Genomic DNA, 19,638 nt, shown 5'->3' on the forward strand with positions numbered 1-19,638 from the left:
CCCCTGTTCCTTTGGGAAAGCGGTGGCCCGAGGGAACGCAGTCCCGGTCTGGCGGTTGAGGCGTGCCACCAGCCAGCACCGATGCCAGCATCCGGGGGATTCATGCAGATCACACTTCACTTGAACGGCGCGACCCATGACCTTGATCTGGATCCGCGCACCACGCTTCTGGATGCCCTGCGCCACCATCTTGGGATGACCGGCACCAAGAAGGGCTGCGACCATGGCCAATGCGGCGCCTGCACGGTGCTGATGGACGGCCGCCGGATCAATGCCTGCCTGACCCTGGCCTGCATGGCCCAGGACGCGCGGATCACCACCATCGAGGGCCTGGGCAGCCCGGATCGCCTGTCTCCCCTGCAACAACAGTTCCTGGACCATGACGGCTTCCAATGCGGCTATTGCACGCCGGGCCAGATCTGTTCGGCCACCGCGATGCTGGAGGAGATCGAGGCAGGCTGGCCCAGCCATGTCTCTGAAAACCTGGACGGCCCGTTCGAGCTGTCCCATGCCGAGATCGCCGAGAGGATGAGCGGCAATCTGTGCCGCTGCGCGGCCTATGCCAACATTGTCGCGGCCATCCGGCAGGCCGCCGGGACCACCGGCTGGCGCGAGGATGCGGCATGAGGGAATTCACCTATCAGCGCGCCGCATCGATTGCGGATCTGTCGCCGGACGCCACGATCATCGCAGGCGGCACCAACCTGCTGGATCTGATGAAGCTCGAGGTCATGGCGCCCCCTGTCCTGGTCGATATCACCCACCTGGATCTGGGCGGCGTCGAGCCGGAGGGCGAAGGGCTGCGGATCGGGGCCTTGGTCAGGAACAGCGACCTTGCCGCCCATCCGGTCATCCGCCGCGATTACCCTGTCCTGTCACGCGCCCTGCTGGCGGGGGCCAGCGGGCAGTTGCGCAACATGGCGACGACGGGCGGCAACCTGATGCAGCGCACCCGCTGTCCCTATTTCTATGACCGCCGCATGGCCTGCAACAAGCGCGATCCCGGCGCGGGCTGCGCGGCCATCGGCGGCGTCACGCGGAACCACGCGATCCTGGGCGCATCGGATCATTGCATCGCCACCTATCCCGGCGACATGGCTGTGGCCCTGCGTGCCCTGGATGCCGTGGTCGAGATCGATGGTCCGGCCCCCCGCAAGGTGCCGTTGTCCGATTTCCACCTGCTGCCAGGCAATACCCCGCATGTGGAAACCGTCCTGGAACCCGGCGAAATCATCACGGCGGTGATCCTTCCCGCCCCGCCTGGGGGCCAGCATCGCTATCGCAAGGTGCGGGACCGGGCCTCCTATGCCTTTGCCCTGGTGTCCGTCGCGGCGGTGATCGGGACCGAGGACGGTCGCATCAGTCATGCTGCCCTGGCCTTTGGCGGCGTTGCCGCGAAACCATGGCGCGATCCCGATGTCGAGGCCTTGCTGAAGGGCAGCGAACCCTCGGACGCGTTGTTCAGGGAAGCGGCCGAGATCCTGCTGCGCCCCGCGCGCGGCTGGGGCGAACATCAGTTCAAGATTCCCCTGCTGCGCCGCGCCCTGATCGCGACGCTGCGTGACGCGACCGGAATGGAGACGGCGGCATGACACGGCATCTGCGGGTCGATGGCCCGAACCACGACGACCGGTTGGACCACATGGCCCAGGGCATCCTGGGCCAGCCCCTGAACCGGCTTGAAGGCCCTCTCAAGGTGACCGGACTTGCCGCCTATGCCGCCGAGGCAAGGCCCATGAACATGGTCTATGGGGTCCTGGTCCAGGCGTCCGTCCCCGCCGGAAAGGTGCTCGAGGTCGGCGACGCACCCGGCGCCCTTGCGGTGATCCATGACAAGCGGATGGTCCGCTATGCCGCGCAGGGCATGGACCAGAAGGGCCCCACCTCGGGGCCGGACCAGATCGAATACATGGGTCAGGCCATCGCTCTTGTCGTGGCCGAAAGCTTCGAGACCGCGCGCCACGCCGCCCAGAACATTGCCGTCCGCTACAAGACCGCCAGCGTGCCTGTGGAACCCGAGGCCGTGAAGCCCGAACTGCCGCCGAAGAAGCAGTCGGCAGCGGGAAATGTGGACAAGGCGATGCAGGATGCCGCTGTCACGGTGGATCGGGTTTGGCAGACACCGTCGCATATGTCGGCGGCGATGGAACCTCATGCCGCCATTGCCGAATGGGACGGCGACCATGTGACGATCCGCGCGGCGCTGCAGATGCTGTCGTCGAACCGCAAGCAGATGGCCGATGCCCTGGGAATCAAGGAACAGAACCTTCGACTGCTGTCGCCCTATGTCGGCGGCGGCTTCGGATCGAAGCTGGGCATCAATGCCGAGGCCGTCGCGGCAGCCATCGCCGCCAAGAAACTCGGTCGTCCGGTCATGGTCGCCATGACCCGCCAGCAGGTCTTCGACCTGGCGCACCGCCGGTCCGAAACCCGGCAGCGTATCCGGCTGGCCTGCGATTCGGATGGCCGCCTGACGGGAATCGGGCACGAGGTTCTGGTGTCGAACCTGCCCAGCAGCGAATTCGTCGAACCCGTTGCCCAAGCGACGCCCTTTACCTATCAGGCCGCGCATCGGCAGGTGGTTCATGCTGTCGCGCGCATCCACCGCGGTTGCGCCGGATCCGTCCGCGCGCCGGGCGAGGCGGTGGGTGTCACCGTCTTCGAATGCGCCATGGACGAATTGGCCGAGGCGACGGGGATCGACCCGGTCGAACTGCGCCTGCGCAATATCCCCGATGTCGAACCCACCACGGACCGCCCCTTCTCCAGCCACAAGCTGGCCGAGGCGCTGCGCGAGGGTGCCCGGCTGTTCGGCTGGTCAAACCGCAAGCCCGCCGGACAGCGCGTCGAGGGGGAATGGATGATCGGCATGGGCATGGCCGCCGCCGTGCGGGTCAACATGCTGGTCGAATCCCGGGCACGCGTCACGCTGAACCAGGACGGCCATGCCATCGTCGAAACCGACATGACCGATATCGGCACCGGCACCTATACGATCCTTGGCCAGCTTGCCGCGGAAATGTTGGGCTTGCCCATGGAACGGGTAGAGGTCAGGCTGGGCGACACGAATTTTCCGCCCGCCTCGGGGTCGGGCGGTTCCTTCGGCGCAGCGTCCAGCGGCAATTCGGTCTATCTGGCCTGCGAGGAAATCCGCAGCCAGATCGCCCGAGCGATGAGTTGCGATGAAGTGGACCTGACCCTGCAAGACGGAATGGCACGGGCCGGCAACGTGGCCCGGCCGCTGTCGGATCTGATCGACGGCCAGATCAGCGGCGAAGGTCATCTGCAACCCGGCAAGACCGAAAAGTCCCACCGGCAAGCCACCTGGGGCAGCCATTGGGCTGAAGTTGCGGTAAACCGCTGGACCGGCGAGGTGCGCGTCCGGCGCATGATGGGCGTCTTCGCCTGCGGCCGGGTGCTGAACGAAAAGACCGCGCGATCCCAGTGCCTGGGCGGCATGACCTTCGGCATCGGCATCGCCCTAACCGAGGCGATGGAACATGATCCCCGTGACGGTCACGCCGTCAGCCGCGATCTTGCGGAGTATCACATCCCCACGCACGCGGATGTGCCCGCGCTTGAGGTGCATTTCCTGCCCGAACGCGATGCCTATGTCGGGCCGTTGCAAGCCAAGGGTTTGGGAGAACTGGGGATTTGCGGGGCAGGTGCGGCTGTTCTGAATGCCGTTCACAATGCCTGCGGGGTCCGTGTGCGGCAACTTCCTGCGACGCCTGACAAGATCGTCGCAGGATTGGAAGATTGACGATTCCCGCCCCCCTCCCAAGGATGGGACCAATGGCAGCACGACTGAACCCCGCTAGGGAGGCGCTTAAACGCGGTCGGGAGAATTTTGCGGTCCTGTCTGGTCCGTCCTGTCAGCGCGATGGCCATGCGATCCGCAAATTCCTGCTGCCAATCTTGGCCCATGCAGAATATCCGTATCGCAGAGATGTCCCGGCTTCTTCGAGGGCTTTATTCCATCATCAGCTTGGGCGCCCCAAAAGCTGGCATAACCGGTCGAGTTCATCCAGATTTTGGTATGTGATCGAAATCGTTCCACCCCCGTTATGGGCATGATCAATGGTGACGGCCATTTTCAACTGTGCAGAAAGGTCTCCTTCAAGGGCCCGGGTATCGGCGTCTTTGTCATCCTTGCGACGAGACTGTGATTTTTCAGCAGATGTTGTGGTTTTCGCCTGTCGACGCACAAGATCTTCGGTCTCCCGAACGGACAACCCTCCGTCAATGACCCGTCTCGCCAGAATGGCAGCATTGTCCGCCGTGATCAATGCACGAGCATGTCCGGCCGTCAGGCGACCATCCTTCACATAATCCTGCACCGGATCAGGCAAGGTCAGCAGCCTCAAGAGGTTGGCGATATGACTGCGGCTCTTGTTCAGTGCCTCGGCCAGTCTTTCCTGGGTATGACCGAAGCGATCCATGAGCTGCCGAAAGGACGCAGCTTCCTCGATGGCATTGAGATCGGCCCGCTGAATGTTCTCGATAATGGCGACTTCAAGAACTTCGGTATCGGACAGATCCCGTACGATAACCGGAAGTTCGTGCAACTGCGCCATCTGCGCCGCCCGCCAGCGGCGTTCGCCTGCGACGATCTGGTAAAGTCCCTCATCCCGGGGATGCTTTCGGACGATCAAGGGTTGAAGAACGCCCCGCTGGCGGAGGGAGTCTGCAAGTTCCTGCAAGGCCGCCGGATCGAAGTGTCGCCGGGGTTGATCCGGGTTAGCCGTGATCTGCTCGATGGGAACCATCGTCCGATCCTTGGCGGGCTTGGCCTCGCCCGGTGTATCGAGATCCAGATCCGCCATCAGTGCCGACAGGCCGCGGCCCAAGCCGCGTTTTGCAGATTTGCTGTCGGACATCAGGCAACCTCACTGGCAAGTTTAAGACGTGCCACAAACTCAGCGGCAAATTGACGATAGGCAAGGCTGCCTTTGGACGCAGGATCGTAAAGAAGGACCGGCTGTGCAAACGAGGGCGCTTCCGAGACACGGACATTTCGGGGAATGACCGTTGTGAAGACCAGATCTCCAAGCGTTGCGCGGGCGTCGGCCTCGACTTGCTGAGATAGATTGTTGCGGTAATCGGACATGGTCAGCAAGACACCATTCACCCGAAGATTGGGGTTTCCGCTTTGACGCACATGTTTTACCGTCGTCAAAAGCTGCGACAGGCCCTCAAGAGCATAGAATTCAGCCTGCAAGGGAACAAGGACGGCATCTGCAGCAACCATGGCATTCACCGTCAGCAGCCCCAAAGCTGGAGGACAGTCGATCAGGATAACACTGTCCTTTGGAGCTTCATTGAGCTTGCGCCTTAGAAGACGAGTGCGGTCCTTTACCTGTGCCAGATCAACGTCGGCCGAGGAAAGGTCAGGCGTTGCCGGAACAACTGACAGATTTTCGATTTTCGTGTGAACCAGGCAGTCTGCCAGAGACTCCGGCCCTGCCAGAAGGTCATAGACAGTTCTGTGACGTTGCTCTGCCTCAATCCCTAATCCTGTCGAAGCATTTCCTTGAGGATCCAGATCAATCAGGATCGTGTAGTGGCCTGACATGGCCAGTGCCGCGCCAAGGTTTATCGCAGTGGTGGTCTTCCCCACTCCGCCTTTCTGATTGGCGATGGCAATAACGCTAGGCTGCGCCATGTCTTACTCCGCTTACTTCCAGTATTGCTGCCCCTTCCTGTGTCCGGCTCGGGTGCGCAATATAATCGAAATTCCAATCTTTTTGTGCATCTTCAACTTCGTCTTTCCATTGAAGACCCTTCATCAGGAAAGCCTTGCCAGAAGGCGCCAGATGGAGCGCCAAATATGCCATTAGATGCCTGAGGGGAGCAAGCGCACGTGCGCTCACATAGGTCGCACTCAGCGACGGAAGAGACTCGATTCTCTTGGACAAGACAGTTACGTTGGTCAGCGCAGTTTCTCGAATGACAGTGCGAAGAAAAGCTGCTTTGCGCTGGTCGCTTTCCACCAAAGTGAAAGTCACTTCTGGATCGGTGTTGGCCATGGCAAGGACCAAGCCTGGCAAGCCGCCGCCGCTGCCCAGATCAACCCATCGGCCCGACTTGCTCCCGGCAAGAGCGGCCACTTGGAGACAATCTTCAAAATGCCGTGTTGCGAGATTAGAAAGAGTTGAGGGCGCAACAAGATTGATGCGGGGGTTCCATCTGGTCAGCAGATCCCCATAAACCTGAAGTCGTTCCATTGTTTCACGTGAAACAGTCATGCTGTTAACTTACTGCGGTTCTTCGACGCAACTGCCAGAAGTGTAAGCGCAGCCGGTGTCATCCCCTCGATCTTGGCGGCCGCAGCCAGTGTTTCCGGTTGGAGCATGTTCATCTTAGCTGCCAGTTCTCTAGACAGACCGGAAAGTTGTGCGTAGTCGAAGTCGTGCGGCAAAGAGATTGCCTCGTCCTGTTTCAGCAATTCAACGTCACGGGCTTGGCGATCCACATACTGATCATACAGAGCATCATTCCGTAGTTGCTGCACTGTAGCCGGATTGATGTCCCCAAGGGCAGGATAAAGACCTTCCAGTTGGCCCGGTGAAATATCTGACTGGCCCAATAATCCAAATACAGATCGCATCTGGCCATCTTGACGAACAATGATGCCAGCCTTCGAAAGAACAGATGGACTGAATGTGGCGGCCTGCATATCCCTACGCGCAATTTCATAGAGACTTTGGCGTTCCTCAAAGGACCTGCGACGCACTTCCCCTATGCAGCCTACCTTGAGCCCAAATGGCGTAAGACGCTGATCAGCGTTGTCAGCACGGAGCGACAAGCGAAATTCTGCACGAGAGGTAAACATCCGGTAAGGTTCGGACACGCCGCGGGATGTCAGATCATCGATCATGACACCAATGTAGCTATCGGCGCGGCTGAATGTCGCACTTTCCTTGTCTAGCGCTTTTGCTGCGGCATTCAGTCCGGCAACGATACCCTGCGCAGCCGCTTCCTCATAGCCAGTGGTGCCATTTATCTGCCCTGCCAGAAAAAGGCCATGCACGTTCTTCAATTCCAGCGTATTCTTCAGCGCACGTGGATCGATGTAATCATACTCGACCGCATAACCGGGCTGCAGGATTACAGCTTGCTCCAGACCCCTTATCGTCCGCACATATTCCAACTGAACATCGGCTGGCAGCGACGTGGAGATCCCATTGGGATAAACCGTATGATCATCCAGGCCCTCGGGTTCGAGAAAGATCTGATGGGCCTCCTTGTCACTGAAACGCAAGATCTTGTCTTCGATTGAGGGGCAATAGCGTGGACCCCGTCCAGAAATGTGTCCGCCATACATGGCGGATTTAGACAGATTGTTCCGGATAACGTCATGCGTCTGTATATTCGTATGAGTTATACCGCAGGAGATCTGACGCGTTTCTACGCCTGTGCTAAGATACGAGAACAAAGCTGGCTGATCGTCACCAGGTTGCTGTTCCAAGACATTCCAGTCTATCGAACGACTATCGAGTCTAGGGGGCGTGCCCGTTTTAAGACGCCCCATAGGGAGTTCATAACGGCTTACCGACTCAGCCAGTCGATTGGAAGCGCCATCGCCCCAGCGTCCTGCAGGTCGGCTTTCGCTACCTACATGGATGACACCATTCAGGAATGTGCCGGTGGTCAGGACAATAGCTTTGGCATTCAAGATTGTGCCATCTGCTAGTTCTACACCAGAAACCAATTTGTCGTTTCCGACCAGACAGGAGACTTCAGAGAAAACAAGATGGATGTTCGGATAATTTGATATCGCTTGGAAGGCATGAACTCGATATAGTTTGCGGTCCATCTGAGCGCGTGGCCCTTGTACTGCAGGACCCTTTTTCCGGTTCAACAGCCGGAACTGGATGCCGGCCCTATCTGCAATTCGACCCATCAATCCATCAAGGGCATCGACTTCCCTGACCAGATGGCCCTTTCCCAACCCTCCGATCGCAGGATTGCATGACAGAGTTCCAATATCTTCTCGACGCATCGTCACCAATGCCGTCTTGGCGCCGCGCCTGGCCGAAGCCGCCGCTGCCTCAAGACCTGCGTGACCGGCCCCAACAACAATCACGTCATATTGTTTCACGTGAAACACTCACTTTCCGATGCAGAAGGATGTGAAGATTACATCCAGATAGTCCTCTGCTCCGATTCTGCCAAGGAGGCGATCCAAAGACGAAGCAGTTCTCCGAATAGCTTCTGCGACAAGTTCTGGTGGTAGGTTATCAACCTCTGCAAGACCCTCGTACGCCTCCGACAAGGCTGTAAGTTGGCGCTGATGGCTGATCAAGGCCGCACTGGCTGCTCTGACGCTTAGGGTGTCAAAAACTTGATTGATTAATAGATCCAGCCCCTCAGAGGTCAAGGACGAGACTGGAAGACCTGCTGCCCGTTTATGCAAGTCCGATTTGGTGGCGACCAGTATATCCCCCTCCTGCCAAAGACTGTCGTCCTTTTTTCCTTCCGGGGAAAGGTGAAGACGCAGGTCAGCTCCGGCAGCCCGAGTTCGAGCGCGGTCTATTCCCAAGTTTTCGACAACGTCTTCCGAGGTACGAAGACCTGCGGTGTCCAGCAACGTGACAGCCAATCCCCGGATGTCCAAACGCAGTTCGATGATATCTCGAGTCGTTCCGGCAATATCTGATACCAAAGCCACTTCGCGACGCGCAATGCGGTTTATCAGACTCGATTTTCCTGCATTTGGGGGGCCAATGACTGCAACTTCAAATCCGTTGCGAATACGTTCGGCCGCAGCGTAACCGGCTATCTGTTCTTTCAGATCACGTCGCAGTTCTGCCAACAGTTCGAATACTTCACCCGGAACATCCTCTGGAACATCCTCATCCGCAAAGTCGACGCTGCTTTCCACAAGTGCGCCGGCGCGGATCAGAAGCGACCGCCAGTGGTCCGCTTTGCGAGCAAGTTCGCCGCTGCTCACTCGCAGGGCCAGACGCCGCTGTGCTTCCGTTTCGGCAGCCAGAAGATCGCCCAGGCCTTCGACTTCAGACAAGTCCATTCGCCCATTCAGGAAGGCACGACGGGTAAACTCTCCCGCTTCTGCAAGACGCAGGCTGCGGCTGGTCAATATCTGCCCCAAGCGGCGGACGATGACGGGGGCACCATGCAGATGGATTTCGGCCAGTTCCTCGCCGGTGAAGCTGTGGCCTTCTTCAAACCACATGACCAGGGCACGATCCAGTATTTCGTCCGTATCTCGGATTTCCCGAAGATAGGCATGGCGAGGCCGAGGCAATGCCCCTGCCAGATGCTCGGCCAGACGCCGCGCTCCTGCGCCGCTTATCCTGATAATGGAAACGCCACCCCGCCCGGGCGGGGTGGCTTCGGCATAGATCAAGTCCATTGCTGCCTCGTCAGGCGTTCATCGAATCGAAGAATTCGGAATTCGACTTGGTCTGTTTCAATTTCGAAATCAAGAATTCGATGGCATCGGTCGTGCCCATCGGGTTCAGGATACGACGCAACAGATAGGTCTTTTGCAGGTCCTTGGAGTCCACCAGCAATTCTTCCTTCCGCGTTCCCGACTTCAGAATGTCCATGGCCGGGAAGACGCGCTTGTCCGCCACCTTGCGGTCAAGCACGATCTCGCTGTTGCCGGTGCCCTTGAATTCCTCGAAAATCACCTCGTCCATACGCGAACCGGTATCAATCAAGGCGGTGGCGATGATGGTCAGCGATCCGCCTTCCTCGATATTCCGAGCCGCCCCAAAGAACCGTTTGGGCCGCTGCAAGGCGTTGGCATCGACGCCGCCGGTCAGCACCTTGCCTGAACTGGGTACAACAGTATTGAAAGCTCTACCAAGTCTTGTGATAGAATCCAGAAGAATCACAACATCTCGTTTGTGTTCCACCAGCCGTTTCGCTTTTTCGATAACCATTTCAGACACCGCGACGTGCCGGCTAGCCGGTTCGTCGAAGGTCGAGGAGATGACCTCGCCCTTGACCGACCGCTGCATGTCCGTCACTTCCTCGGGGCGTTCGTCGATCAGCAGAACGATCAGATAGCATTCCGGGTGATTGCGTTCGATCGAATGGGCGATGTTCTGCAACAGCACGGTCTTGCCCGTGCGCGGAGGCGCCACGATCAGCGACCGCTGACCCTTGCCGATCGGCGCCACCAGGTCGATGATCCTGGCAGAACGGTCCCGGATGGTCGGGTCCTCAATTTCCATCTTCAGCCGTTCATTCGGATAAAGTGGCGTCAGGTTGTCGAAGGCGACCTTGTGCCGGGCCTTTTCCGGGTCTTCGAAATTGATCCGCTCGACCTTGGTCAGCGCGAAATAGCGTTCGTTTTCACCCGGTGCGCGGATGACGCCTTCGACCGTGTCACCGGTGCGCAGAGAATGCTGCCGAATCATGTCAGGGCTGACATAGATGTCGTCAGGACCGGGCAGATAGTTGGCGGCGGTGGACCGCAGGAAGCCGAAGCCGTCCTGCACCACCTCCAGCACGCCATCGCCGCCGATGTCGAAGCCTTCCTCCGCATGTTCCTTGAGGATCGAGAACATCATTTCGCCCTTGCGCATGGTCGAGGCGTTCTCGATCTCCCACTCCTCGGCCAGGGACAGCAGTTCCGCCGGGCTCTTGGCCTTGAGTTCGGAGAGGTTCAGACGTTCTTCGGACATGATATCACCGCAATCGCGCGCAGCATCGCCGCGCGGTGGTCAAATTATGAATCGGGAATCCCCGTACCGGATGGCCGGGCTTGTCCGCGACATAGAGGGCAAAGCCCCCCGAGTCAATCTTTGCCCTAGAACTTGACGATCACCGACAGCACGATGACGATCATCAGCAGCGTCGGCACCTCGTTCATCATGCGATACCGCCGACCGGTCTGGCCCTGCCCCGCCAGCAGCCCGCGCCGCTGACCCGCGCACCACATGTGAAACCAGCTCATCCCCAGCACGGCCGCGGCCTTGGTCCAGGGCCACACCATCGACCAATCCACGATCCCCGGCGTCAGCACCAGGCAAACCCCGCTGATCCAGGTGGCAATCATCGCCGGATTCATGATCAGCCGCAGCAGCTTGTCCTCCATGATGACGAAGCTGCCGCCAGGCTCGGGCGCCTGCCCGCGTTCGGCGTGATAAACGAACAGCCGGGGGAGATAGAACAGGCCCGCCATCCAGGAAATCACGGCCATGACGTGAAACGCCTTGGCATAGGGATAGATCACAGAAAGCCCGTCCAGCATCGGCGTTTCTTCTTCTTAATATAGAAAGAAAGATAAAGGATGATGTTGATGTAGGGCCTGTGGACAGCAGGATAAAGCGGAAATCCCGTGATTTGCCCCCGGATCCTCCACCTGTGGATAAATCCGGGATGAAGGCCCCCTAGGGAAAAACAAATAAGCGAAATCAGAGGTATGTCATGTGGATAAGTCTGTGGAGATGCTTGGCGCGAAGCACTTCTCCACAGATCGGCCGGGAGCGATCGGGCAGTTGTCCACTTGGGGATGCAACGCCCTCGGGCCTGCCCCGTTCCTTGCCGGTTTTGGCGCATGGGCGCAAACCTATCGCCTGCCCCCATGATTCGACCCGATTCCCCCCGGTTCTTATCCACAAGCAGTCCTGCCACAGGGATCATGCCCTTACGGAATCGCGCTTTTTTTCGCTCTGCCCCCGGCTTAGGGTTGAAGCCCAAGCCAAGGGATGCCTGTGATGACCGACGACCAGCCAAGCCGCCCTGCCTTTGTTCCGCTTGCCGGGGTGATCGGGATGCCGATCGCCCATTCCCGATCCCCGCGTCTGCATGGCCATTGGCTGCGCCGATACGGCATTGCGGGCCATTACATCCCGATGCCCGTCATGCCAGAACACCTGGCCGAGGTGCTGCGCGCCCTGCCCCGGCTGGGCTTCGTGGGCATCAACGTGACCATTCCGCACAAGGAAGCGGCACTGACCCTGGCCGACGCCGTGACCGACCGCGCGGCGCTGATCGGGGCGGCGAATACGCTGATCTTCCGGTCCGACGGCAAGATCCACGCCGACAACACGGACGGTTACGGCTTCATTGCCAACCTGCGTCAGAACGCGCCCGATTGGCATCCCGATGACGGTCCCGCCGCGGTGATCGGCGCGGGCGGCGCGGCGCGGGCGGTGGTGGCCTCGCTTCTGGAGAGCGGCGTCAAGGAACTGCGTATCACCAACCGCACCCGGATCCGGTCCGAACAGATCAAGGCGGAATTCGGCGCCCGACTGATCGTCTATGACTGGGCGCAGGCCGGCAACATGCTGGACGGCGCGACCACCGTGGTCAATGCGACCTCCCTGGGGATGGAGGGCAAGCAGCCCTTGCGGGTGCCGCTGGATGCGCTGTCGCCCGCTGCCTTGGTCACGGATCTGGTCTATACGCCGCTGATGACGCCCTTCCTGCTGGACGCGCAGTCCCGCGGCTGCCGGGTGGTCGATGGGTTGGGGATGCTGCTGCATCAGGCGGCGCCGGGTTTCGAACGCTGGTTCGGTCGCCGCCCCGAGGTGGACGAGGAAACCCGCAGGGTCGTGCTGGAATGACCTTCCGGCTGGGCCTGACCGGCAGCATCGGCATGGGCAAGTCCACCACGGCGCAGATGTTTCGCGACATGGGCCATCCGGTCTGGGACGCCGACGAGGCCGTTCACCGTCTTTATGCGCCCGGCGGCGCGGCGGTGGATCCGGTGGCGGCGGTCTTTCCCGGTGCCTTGCGCGACGGCGGCATCGACCGTGACGCCTTGAAGGCCGCGATTGCCGGTGATCCCGCCGCCCTTGACCGGTTGTCGGCCATCGTCCATCCCATCGTGGCGGCCGACCGCGAGGCCTGTATCACCCGCCATCCCGATGCCCCGCTTGTCGTCCTGGATATTCCGCTGCTTTACGAAAACGGATATGAAACCCAGATGGACGGGGTGGCGGTCGTGTCGGCCGACGCGGAAACCCAGCGGCAGCGTGTCATGGCGCGGCCGGGCATGACTGCGGATCTGCTGGCCCTGATCCTGTCGCGCCAGATGCCCGATGCCCAGAAACGGGCGCGGGCGGACTGGATCATTCCGACGGACAGCATGGATGCCGCCCGCCGGGCCGTCGAAAACATCGTGAAGGAGATCGAAGCCCGTGCGTGAGATCGTGATGGACACCGAAACCACCGGCTTTGACGCGGACAAGGACGACCGCATCGTCGAGATCGGCGGGATCGAGCTGGTGAACCACCTGCCCACCGGGCGGACCTTTCATGTCTATATCAACCCCGAACGCCCCATGCCTAAGGATGCCTTCGAGGTGCATGGCCTGGGCGACGACTTCCTGCGCGACAAACCGAAATTCGCCGACATCGTCCAGGGCTTCGTCGATTTCATCGGCGACGATGCCCGGCTGGTGATCCACAACGCCAGCTTCGACATGAAATTCCTCAACGCGGAACTGCGCCGCCTGGGCCGTCCCGTCCTGCCCTGGTCGCGTGCCCTGGACACCCTGACCTTGGCGCGCGAGAAATTCCCCGGCGCCCCCGCATCGCTGGATGCGCTGTGCCGCCGCTTCGGCATCGACAATTCCAGCCGCCAAAGGCACGGGGCGCTGCTGGACAGCGAACTTCTGGCCGAAGTGTATCTGGAACTGATCGGCGGCAGGCAGCCCGACCTGGTGCTGGACCAGCCCGGGCGGGGCGGCGGCCCCGTGGCCGGTTCTCGGGACAGCGGCCCTCGTGCCCCGCGCCCCGCGCCCCTGCCGCCCCGCCTGACGCCGGAGGAAGCAGCCGCCCATGCCGAATTTGTCGCACGTCTGGGGGAAAGCGCGATCTGGGCGCGCTATGGCGGTTGACAGATTCCCTTGCCGGTGACGCCATGATCGGGGGCAGACCACAGGGGCAAAGGTGCCGATGCTGACCATGCTGCGCGAGATCTGGGCCTTCATGGCGGCGGTCATGGAGCGCATGGACAAGATTCACATGGGCCTGATCGCCGCGGGCGTGGCCTTCTACGCCATGTTCGCAGTCTTTCCGGGCCTTGCCGCCATCATCGCGCTGTGGAGCCTGTGGTTCGATCCGGGTGTCATCAACACCTATCTGGATGTGGCGCATGAATTCCTGCCCGACGGCGCGGCGGACCTGATCGACGCGCAGATCCTGTCGCTGACCGCGGCCGGCAAGACATCGGTCGGCTGGGCGTCCTTCGTGTCCTTTCTGGTGGCCACCATTGCCGCCCGCGCGGGGGTCGAGGCGGTGGTAGGTGGCCTGAACGCCGCCTATGGCGTGCGGTCCCATTCGACCGTCTTCAGCTTCATGCTGGCTTATGCACTGACGCTGGCCATCGTGGGAATTTCCCTGGCCGGTCTTGCCACCATCGTGCTGGTGCCGATCCTGCTGAATTTCCAGGTCTTCGAACAGGTGCGCGGCTGGCTGGTCGCAGGCCTGCCCTGGGGGGCGATGTTCATGCTGGTGATCCTGGGGATCGGGATCCTGTATCGCTATGGACCGAACGTGAAGACGCCGCGCACCCCGATCTTTACCTGGGGCGCGGTCTTTGCGGCCTTTCTGTGGGCGGCGGCGTCGGTGGCGTTCTCGGCCTATCTCAGCAGCTTCAACAGCTATAACCGCATCTACGGATCCATCGGCACGGTGGTGGCGCTGCTGATGTGGTTCTATCTGGCCGGGTTTTCCGTGCTGCTGGGCGCCCTGATCAATGTCGAGATCGCGCGCCGCCGCCGCGTCCGCGCCGCGCGCGAGGCCCGCGCGTCCCTGGTGGCGGATGTGAAAAAGGCGGCGGAATGACCCGCCGCCCCCAGGTTGCGCGGACGCCGCCTCAGGCCGCGTCCAATCCTTCGGTCGATGAGAAGAACATCGCCTGGCTGACGGCGGACCGGACCTGTTCCTCGGTATAGGGCTTGGAGATCAGGAAGGCGGGTTCGGGCCGCTCTCCGGTCAGAAGGCGTTCGGGGAAGGCGGTGATGAAGATCACTGGGATATCGCCCAGATCGCGCAGCAGTTCGTTCACCGCGTCGATGCCCGACGATCCGTCGGCCAGCTGGATATCGGCCAGGATCAGGTCGGGGCGGTTCTGGCCCGCCAGTTCGATGGCAGCCGTGTGGGTGCGGGCCACGCCCGTCACGTCATGGCCCATGGCCTGGACGATGCCCTTCAGGTCCATGGCGATGATCATCTCGTCCTCGATCACCATGACCTTGCCGCGCAGCGACGCGCTCATCTCGGAGAGGGCGATCTGGACCAGTTCCTCGGCCTCGGCCTGGTCGATCTGCATGACGCGGGCGATCTGGTCGGGGCGCAGTTCCTCGATCGTGCGCAGCAGCAGCGCCTCGCGCGAATTGGCGGTCAGGCCGCGCAGATGATCCTGCGCACGCGATTCACGCGCGGTGCGCTCTCCCTCGTCGATGGGCTGGCCCGAACTTTGCCAGATCGCATGGAAGGTACGGAACAGCCCGATGCGGATATCGTCTTCCCCGTCCAGGACGGACCGGTCTGACAGGATGGCCTCCAGCGTGGCTGCGGCATAATTGTCACCGGCACGCTGGCTTCCGGTCAGTGCACGCGCATAGCGCCGCAGATAGGGCAGCTCGCGTCCGATGGACTGGGCAAGATCGGCAGACGACATATTTCAAATCCTCGAATTCGGATATTGCGCGGAACCTATCCTAACCCCTACAGGTTGGATACCGTGCGCACAAGATTTCCGGGACTAACAAAGTAATGACATCGAAGCGAGATGATCGTCGCAAGGCGGCAGTCGAGAAACAGATCGACGAAAATCTTCGTCGCGCCTTTGAGCAGGATGCAACAGAGCAGGTTCCTGACCGCTTTCTTGCCCTTCTCGAACAACTGCGCGAGCAGAAGTGAGTTCCTTGCAATACGCGACGATATGCGACGGTGGACGGTGACAGAATGAAAACTCCCGCTGCGGGCGACCCGCGCGACCAACTGGTTGACCACCTGCCTGCCCTGCGCGCCTTTGCCTTGTCCTTGACGCGCGAAGGGGCTGCCGCGGACGATCTGGTCCAGGACACCATCGTCAAGGCCTGGACCAACATGGACAAGTTCCAGGCCGGCACCAATCTGCGGGCATGGCTGTTCACCATCCTGCGCAACACCTTCTATTCGGCCCGCCGCAAGACCAAACGCGAGGTCAGCGACACCGACGGCATCCACGCAGCGCGTCAGGCCACGCGGCCCGATCACGACGGGCGGCTGGCGCTGAAGGATTTCCGCATTGCGTTCCAGCAACTGCCGGACGAACAGCGCGAAGCGCTGATCCTGGTCGGCGCGTCGGGCTTTTCCTATGAGGAAGCGGCCGAGATGACGGGCGTGGCCATCGGCACCGTCAAGTCGCGGGCCAATCGCGGGCGGCGAAAGCTGGCGGAGCTGCTGCACATGGAAAGCGGTGAGGATCTGGACATGACCGATCAGGCAACACTGGCCGTGATGGCATCCAGCCACACCATCGCCCGATAGGGCGGGCCGGTGCTCCGGCGGATCAGCGACCGGCTGGATTTCACGCGCAAGCTGGGCTTCCGGCTGGGCGCCCTTCTGTCGGTGGCGATCCTTCCGCTGGGCCTGATCTCGCTAATCCAGAACTTCAACCTGGTCCGAGAGGCCGAGCGCGGGGTCGAACTGGCGCTGCTGGGCCGCACGTCCTCGGCCGCCGCAGGGGAACGGGCGTTGTTGCAAAGCGCGCTGGGTTCAGCCGACGCGCTTGGCCCTGCGGTGCTGGAATCGCTGGACCGTCCCCAGGTTTGCGCCGATCTGATGCGCAATTTCATCCAGCGCAGCGCGACCTATGTCTTTGCGGGCTTCGTGCCGCTGGACGGGCAGAGCACATGCAATTCGTCCGGGCAGGACGGACCGGTGGATTTCACCTCGTCCGAAGGCTTCCAGCGTTTCATGGCGGAACCGGGCACCTTGGTCACATCTGTCCAGAGGGGAGTCATCAACCGCCGGCCCCTGGTCTTGGTCATGCAGCCTCTGTATCGCGACAGTCAGATGCTGGGCTATATCGGCCTGTCGCTGACCACCGAATTGCTGCGGTCCACCCATAACATCACCTTCGGCACCGAAGGCGCACGCATCGTGACCTTCAACCATCGCGGGCAGATTCTGACATCGGATACGGATGCGCAGACCTCGACCCAGGACATCCTGCCGCAGAACGTCGATCTGATCAGCCTGCTCTCGCGGACGGAGACCAACTTCAAGGCGCGTGCCGGAAACGGGCAGATGCGCATGTTCACCGTGGTTCCCGCCGTTCCTGGCCTTGTCTATGCCTTGGGCAGCTGGTCGCCCAAGACCGCCAATGTCGGGATGTTCCAGTTGTCCCGGCTGGGGGCGGTCACGATCCCCATGGCCTTGTGGCTGGTGTCGCTGGCCGTGGCTTATTTCGCGGTCTTTCGCATGGTTCTGCGCCACATCACCGTGCTGCGCGGCCAGATGCGCCGTTTCGCCATCGGCAACCGCAGCGAACCGCCCCCCGTCCTGACCGACGCGCCGACCGAAATCTGCGACGTCAGCCAGACCTTTCACAACATGGCCCGCATCCTGATCCGGGACGAGGAACAGATGGAGGAAGCGGTTGCCGAAAAGACCGTCCTGCTGAAAGAGGTTCATCATCGGGTCAAGAACAACCTGCAACTGATCGCGTCCATCATCAACATGCAAAGCCGGGTGATCGACGATCCCGACGCCAAGCGCGTGCTGCGATCGGTCCAGGACCGCGTGGCCGCACTGGCGACGATCTATCGCAACCTGTATCAGGCCGAACACCTGGACGCGGTCGAGGCGGGGCGGCTGATCTGCGACATCGTCAACCAGATGGTCAGCGCCTCGGTCGGGCCGGGCAGCAACCTGCATGTAGAAACCCATATCGAAACGCTTGTCCTGCTGCCGGACCAGGCGGTTCCCCTGTCCCTGCTGGCAACCGAAGCCTTCACCAATGCCTTGAAATACGCAGGCGCGGCACCGGGTCGGGGAACGCCCTGGGTCAGGATCAGCCTGACGACGCCCAAGCCGGGGCTGGGCGTGCTGGAGATCGCCAATTCCATCGACGAAACCGACAAGTCGGGCGGCACCGGCCTGGGCAGCCAGCTGATCGAGGCTTTCACGACCCAGCTGGAAGGCCAGGCGACGTCCGGGTTGCAGGACGGCAGCTTTGTCCTGCGGCTGGAATTCGACGTCCAGACGGGCAATGTCACGCCCGAGGGGCGCAACGTGGTGCTGACCTCGGCCGCTCGGGCCGGGGCGCAGCACTGAATGCTTGCACGGGCAGGGCGGAAGATTATCTTGTCAGGCATGGATGCGCAGGACAGCTTCGATCTGACCACCGGCAGGGGATTGATGGCCTGTCCCCGCTGCGATGCCCTCCATGTGGAAGACGAACTGCAACCCGGCGAAACGGTGAACTGCATCCGCTGCGGCGGCGTGCTGGCCAAGCCGCGCGGCGGGGCCTTCACGCAACTGATCGCCCTGTCCTTCACCACGGTCGTCCTGATGATGGGGGCGATCTTCTTTCCGTTTCTGGAAATCTCGCGCATGGGGTTCGGAAACGCGACCTCGCTTTTCGGGGTGGGCATGGCCTTTGCCGATGGGGTGCTGCTGCCCCTGGTCCTGGCGGTGATGATGATGATCGTGGGTCTGCCGGTGCTGCGGGCCTTTCTGCTGGTCTATACGCTGGCGCCGCTGGCGCAGGGCCGCGCGCCCTATCGCCACGCGGCGCGGGCCTTTCGATGGTCCGAACTGTTGCGCCCCTGGTCGATGGCCGAGATCTTCGTGATCGGCACCGCCGTGGCCCTGGTCAAGGTGGCGGGACTTGCGACTGTCCATCTTGGCCCCGCCTTCTGGGCCTTCTGCGCCCTGATCCTGGTCAACCTCGCCTCGCGCGGCTTCATGTGCCAGACGACCATCTGGGACGCGATCGAGGATGCGGGCCTGCATACCGACGGGCGCGAGATGGTCCCGGGTCGCCTGTCGTGACCGAAGACGGTGCGCCCATCCTGACCGCGCATCGCGCAGGCCTGCTGGGCTGCCGGTCCTGCGGCCGCGTCTGGCCCGAGGATCAGGAAACCTGCGACCGTTGCGGCGCCGATCTGGTGCCGCCCGACCGGCGCGGCTTGCAGAAGGTCTGGGCATGGTGGGCCGCCGGGCTGATCATGTATGTCCCCGCGAACCTGTTCCCCATGATGCGCACCCAGACCTTTGCCGGGCTGCAGGGCAGTTCCGAGGCGACGATCCTGGAAGGCGTGGTCGAATTGATGCATTACGGCAATTACGACATCGCCATCATCGTCTTTGTCGCCTCGGTGATCGTGCCGGTCGCCAAGTTCCTGGCGATCGCCTGGCTTGCCACCGTGGCCGGCCGGCCTGCGACGGTGGAACAGGCCCATACCCGGCTGAAGATCTACGAGGTGGTGGAATTCATTGGCCGCTGGTCGATGATCGACGTCTTCGTGGTGGCGATCCTGTCGGCGCTTGTGCAGCTGGGCTTCGTCGCCTCGATCCATCCCGGCCCCGCCGCGGTGTCCTTCGCGCTGTCTGTTGCCTTCACCATGCTTTCCGCGCAAAGCTTTGATCCAAGACTGATCTGGCGCGGATTGCCGTTGCGAAGCCGGACAGGCACCGAGGGGCAGGACTGAC

Annotated in this window: 20 protein-coding genes; 12 read left to right on the top strand and 8 right to left on the bottom strand. The window is 61.5% G+C overall.

Features of this window, described 5'->3' with window-relative positions; genetic code table 11:
- Window positions 1–102: 102 nt before the first annotated feature.
- From RAH32_RS12675 to RAH32_RS12685, 3 genes are read left to right on the top strand one after another with little or no spacing between them, the layout of a single operon-like run.
- Window positions 103–627, top strand: a complete 525-nt coding sequence (locus RAH32_RS12675; protein ID WP_306608303.1) for a 2Fe-2S iron-sulfur cluster-binding protein — start codon at window positions 103–105, stop codon at window positions 625–627.
- Window positions 624–1,592, top strand: coding sequence for an FAD binding domain-containing protein (locus RAH32_RS12680; protein WP_306608304.1), 969 nt, complete (start codon window positions 624–626; stop codon window positions 1,590–1,592). The genes RAH32_RS12675 and RAH32_RS12680 overlap by 4 nt, the downstream gene beginning before the upstream one ends.
- Window positions 1,589–3,763: a xanthine dehydrogenase family protein molybdopterin-binding subunit gene (locus tag RAH32_RS12685; RefSeq protein ID WP_306608305.1), complete on the top strand. Its 2,175-nt coding sequence runs from the start codon at window positions 1,589–1,591 to the stop codon at window positions 3,761–3,763. Before RAH32_RS12680 ends, RAH32_RS12685 begins: the two co-directional genes overlap by 4 nt.
- Before the next feature lie 220 nt (window positions 3,764–3,983).
- On the opposite strand, the gene RAH32_RS12690 is transcribed toward RAH32_RS12685, so the two are convergent.
- The 7 genes from RAH32_RS12690 to RAH32_RS12720 form a co-directional block, all read right to left on the bottom strand.
- Window positions 3,984–4,880: a ParB/RepB/Spo0J family partition protein gene (locus RAH32_RS12690; protein WP_306608306.1), complete on the bottom strand. Its 897-nt coding sequence runs from the start codon at window positions 4,878–4,880 to the stop codon at window positions 3,984–3,986.
- Window positions 4,880–5,665, bottom strand: a complete 786-nt coding sequence (locus tag RAH32_RS12695) for a ParA family protein (protein WP_306608307.1) — start codon at window positions 5,663–5,665, stop codon at window positions 4,880–4,882. Before RAH32_RS12695 ends, RAH32_RS12690 begins: the two co-directional genes overlap by 1 nt.
- Window positions 5,652–6,227, bottom strand: coding sequence for a 16S rRNA (guanine(527)-N(7))-methyltransferase RsmG (rsmG, locus tag RAH32_RS12700; RefSeq protein ID WP_306608308.1), 576 nt, complete (start codon window positions 6,225–6,227; stop codon window positions 5,652–5,654). The genes RAH32_RS12695 and rsmG overlap by 14 nt, the downstream gene beginning before the upstream one ends.
- 17 nt (window positions 6,228–6,244) lie before the next feature.
- On the bottom strand, window positions 6,245–8,104 hold the full coding sequence (mnmG, locus tag RAH32_RS12705; RefSeq protein WP_306608309.1) for a tRNA uridine-5-carboxymethylaminomethyl(34) synthesis enzyme MnmG: 1,860 nt from the start codon (window positions 8,102–8,104) through the stop codon (window positions 6,245–6,247).
- 9 nt (window positions 8,105–8,113) lie between these two features.
- Window positions 8,114–9,379 (bottom strand): tRNA uridine-5-carboxymethylaminomethyl(34) synthesis GTPase MnmE, encoded by a 1,266-nt coding sequence (gene mnmE / locus RAH32_RS12710; protein ID WP_306608310.1) that lies wholly within the window; start codon window positions 9,377–9,379, stop codon window positions 8,114–8,116.
- Window positions 9,380–9,389: 10 nt separating this feature from the next.
- A complete protein-coding gene (rho, locus tag RAH32_RS12715) occupies window positions 9,390–10,661 on the bottom strand; it encodes a transcription termination factor Rho (protein WP_306608311.1) in 1,272 nt (423 codons plus the stop codon).
- Window positions 10,662–10,786: 125 nt separating this feature from the next.
- Window positions 10,787–11,230, bottom strand: a complete 444-nt coding sequence (locus RAH32_RS12720) for a CopD family protein (RefSeq protein WP_306608312.1) — start codon at window positions 11,228–11,230, stop codon at window positions 10,787–10,789.
- Between the two features lie 466 nt (window positions 11,231–11,696).
- Here RAH32_RS12720 and RAH32_RS12725 point away from each other — a divergent pair, with 466 nt between their 5' ends.
- From RAH32_RS12725 to RAH32_RS12740, 4 genes are read left to right on the top strand one after another with little or no spacing between them, the layout of a single operon-like run.
- Window positions 11,697–12,548 (top strand): shikimate dehydrogenase, encoded by an 852-nt coding sequence (locus RAH32_RS12725; protein WP_306608313.1) that lies wholly within the window; start codon window positions 11,697–11,699, stop codon window positions 12,546–12,548.
- Entirely contained in the window at window positions 12,545–13,132 is a 588-nt protein-coding gene (coaE, locus tag RAH32_RS12730) for a dephospho-CoA kinase (RefSeq protein ID WP_306608314.1), read from the top strand. The genes RAH32_RS12725 and coaE overlap by 4 nt, the downstream gene beginning before the upstream one ends.
- Window positions 13,125–13,826 carry a DNA polymerase III subunit epsilon gene (dnaQ, locus tag RAH32_RS12735; protein WP_306608315.1) on the top strand — a complete coding sequence of 234 codons (702 nt, stop codon included), beginning with the start codon at window positions 13,125–13,127 and terminating at the stop codon, window positions 13,824–13,826. Before coaE ends, dnaQ begins: the two co-directional genes overlap by 8 nt.
- Window positions 13,827–13,884: 58 nt before the next feature.
- Window positions 13,885–14,775 (top strand): YihY/virulence factor BrkB family protein, encoded by an 891-nt coding sequence (locus RAH32_RS12740; protein WP_306608487.1) that lies wholly within the window; start codon window positions 13,885–13,887, stop codon window positions 14,773–14,775.
- Window positions 14,776–14,806: 31 nt separating this feature from the next.
- Here RAH32_RS12740 and RAH32_RS12745 read toward each other — a convergent pair whose 3' ends face one another.
- Window positions 14,807–15,613: a response regulator gene (locus RAH32_RS12745; RefSeq protein WP_103172093.1), complete on the bottom strand. Its 807-nt coding sequence runs from the start codon at window positions 15,611–15,613 to the stop codon at window positions 14,807–14,809.
- Window positions 15,614–15,708: 95 nt separating this feature from the next.
- On the opposite strand from RAH32_RS12745, the gene RAH32_RS12750 reads away from it, so the two are divergent.
- The 5 genes from RAH32_RS12750 to RAH32_RS12770 are packed head-to-tail and all read left to right on the top strand — an operon-like array spanning window position 15,709 to window position 19,637.
- Window positions 15,709–15,855 carry a NepR family anti-sigma factor gene (locus RAH32_RS12750; protein ID WP_103172092.1) on the top strand — a complete coding sequence of 49 codons (147 nt, stop codon included), beginning with the start codon at window positions 15,709–15,711 and terminating at the stop codon, window positions 15,853–15,855.
- A 45-nt stretch (window positions 15,856–15,900) separates the two neighbouring features.
- Complete coding sequence (locus RAH32_RS12755; RefSeq protein WP_306608316.1) at window positions 15,901–16,467, top strand: RNA polymerase sigma factor; 567 nt, start codon at window positions 15,901–15,903, stop codon at window positions 16,465–16,467.
- A 9-nt stretch (window positions 16,468–16,476) separates the two neighbouring features.
- A complete protein-coding gene (locus RAH32_RS12760; protein ID WP_306608317.1) occupies window positions 16,477–18,258 on the top strand; it encodes a sensor histidine kinase in 1,782 nt (593 codons plus the stop codon).
- A gap of 39 nt (window positions 18,259–18,297) precedes the next feature.
- On the top strand, window positions 18,298–18,978 hold the full coding sequence (locus tag RAH32_RS12765) for a paraquat-inducible protein A (protein WP_306608488.1): 681 nt from the start codon (window positions 18,298–18,300) through the stop codon (window positions 18,976–18,978).
- Window positions 18,975–19,637 (top strand): paraquat-inducible protein A, encoded by a 663-nt coding sequence (locus RAH32_RS12770; protein WP_306608318.1) that lies wholly within the window; start codon window positions 18,975–18,977, stop codon window positions 19,635–19,637. The genes RAH32_RS12765 and RAH32_RS12770 overlap by 4 nt, the downstream gene beginning before the upstream one ends.
- Window position 19,638 lies beyond the last annotated feature (1 nt).

It is taken from the genome of Paracoccus yibinensis (genome assembly GCF_030846195.1).
In the GTDB taxonomy this organism is placed as follows: Bacteria; Pseudomonadota; Alphaproteobacteria; order Rhodobacterales; family Rhodobacteraceae; genus Paracoccus; species Paracoccus yibinensis.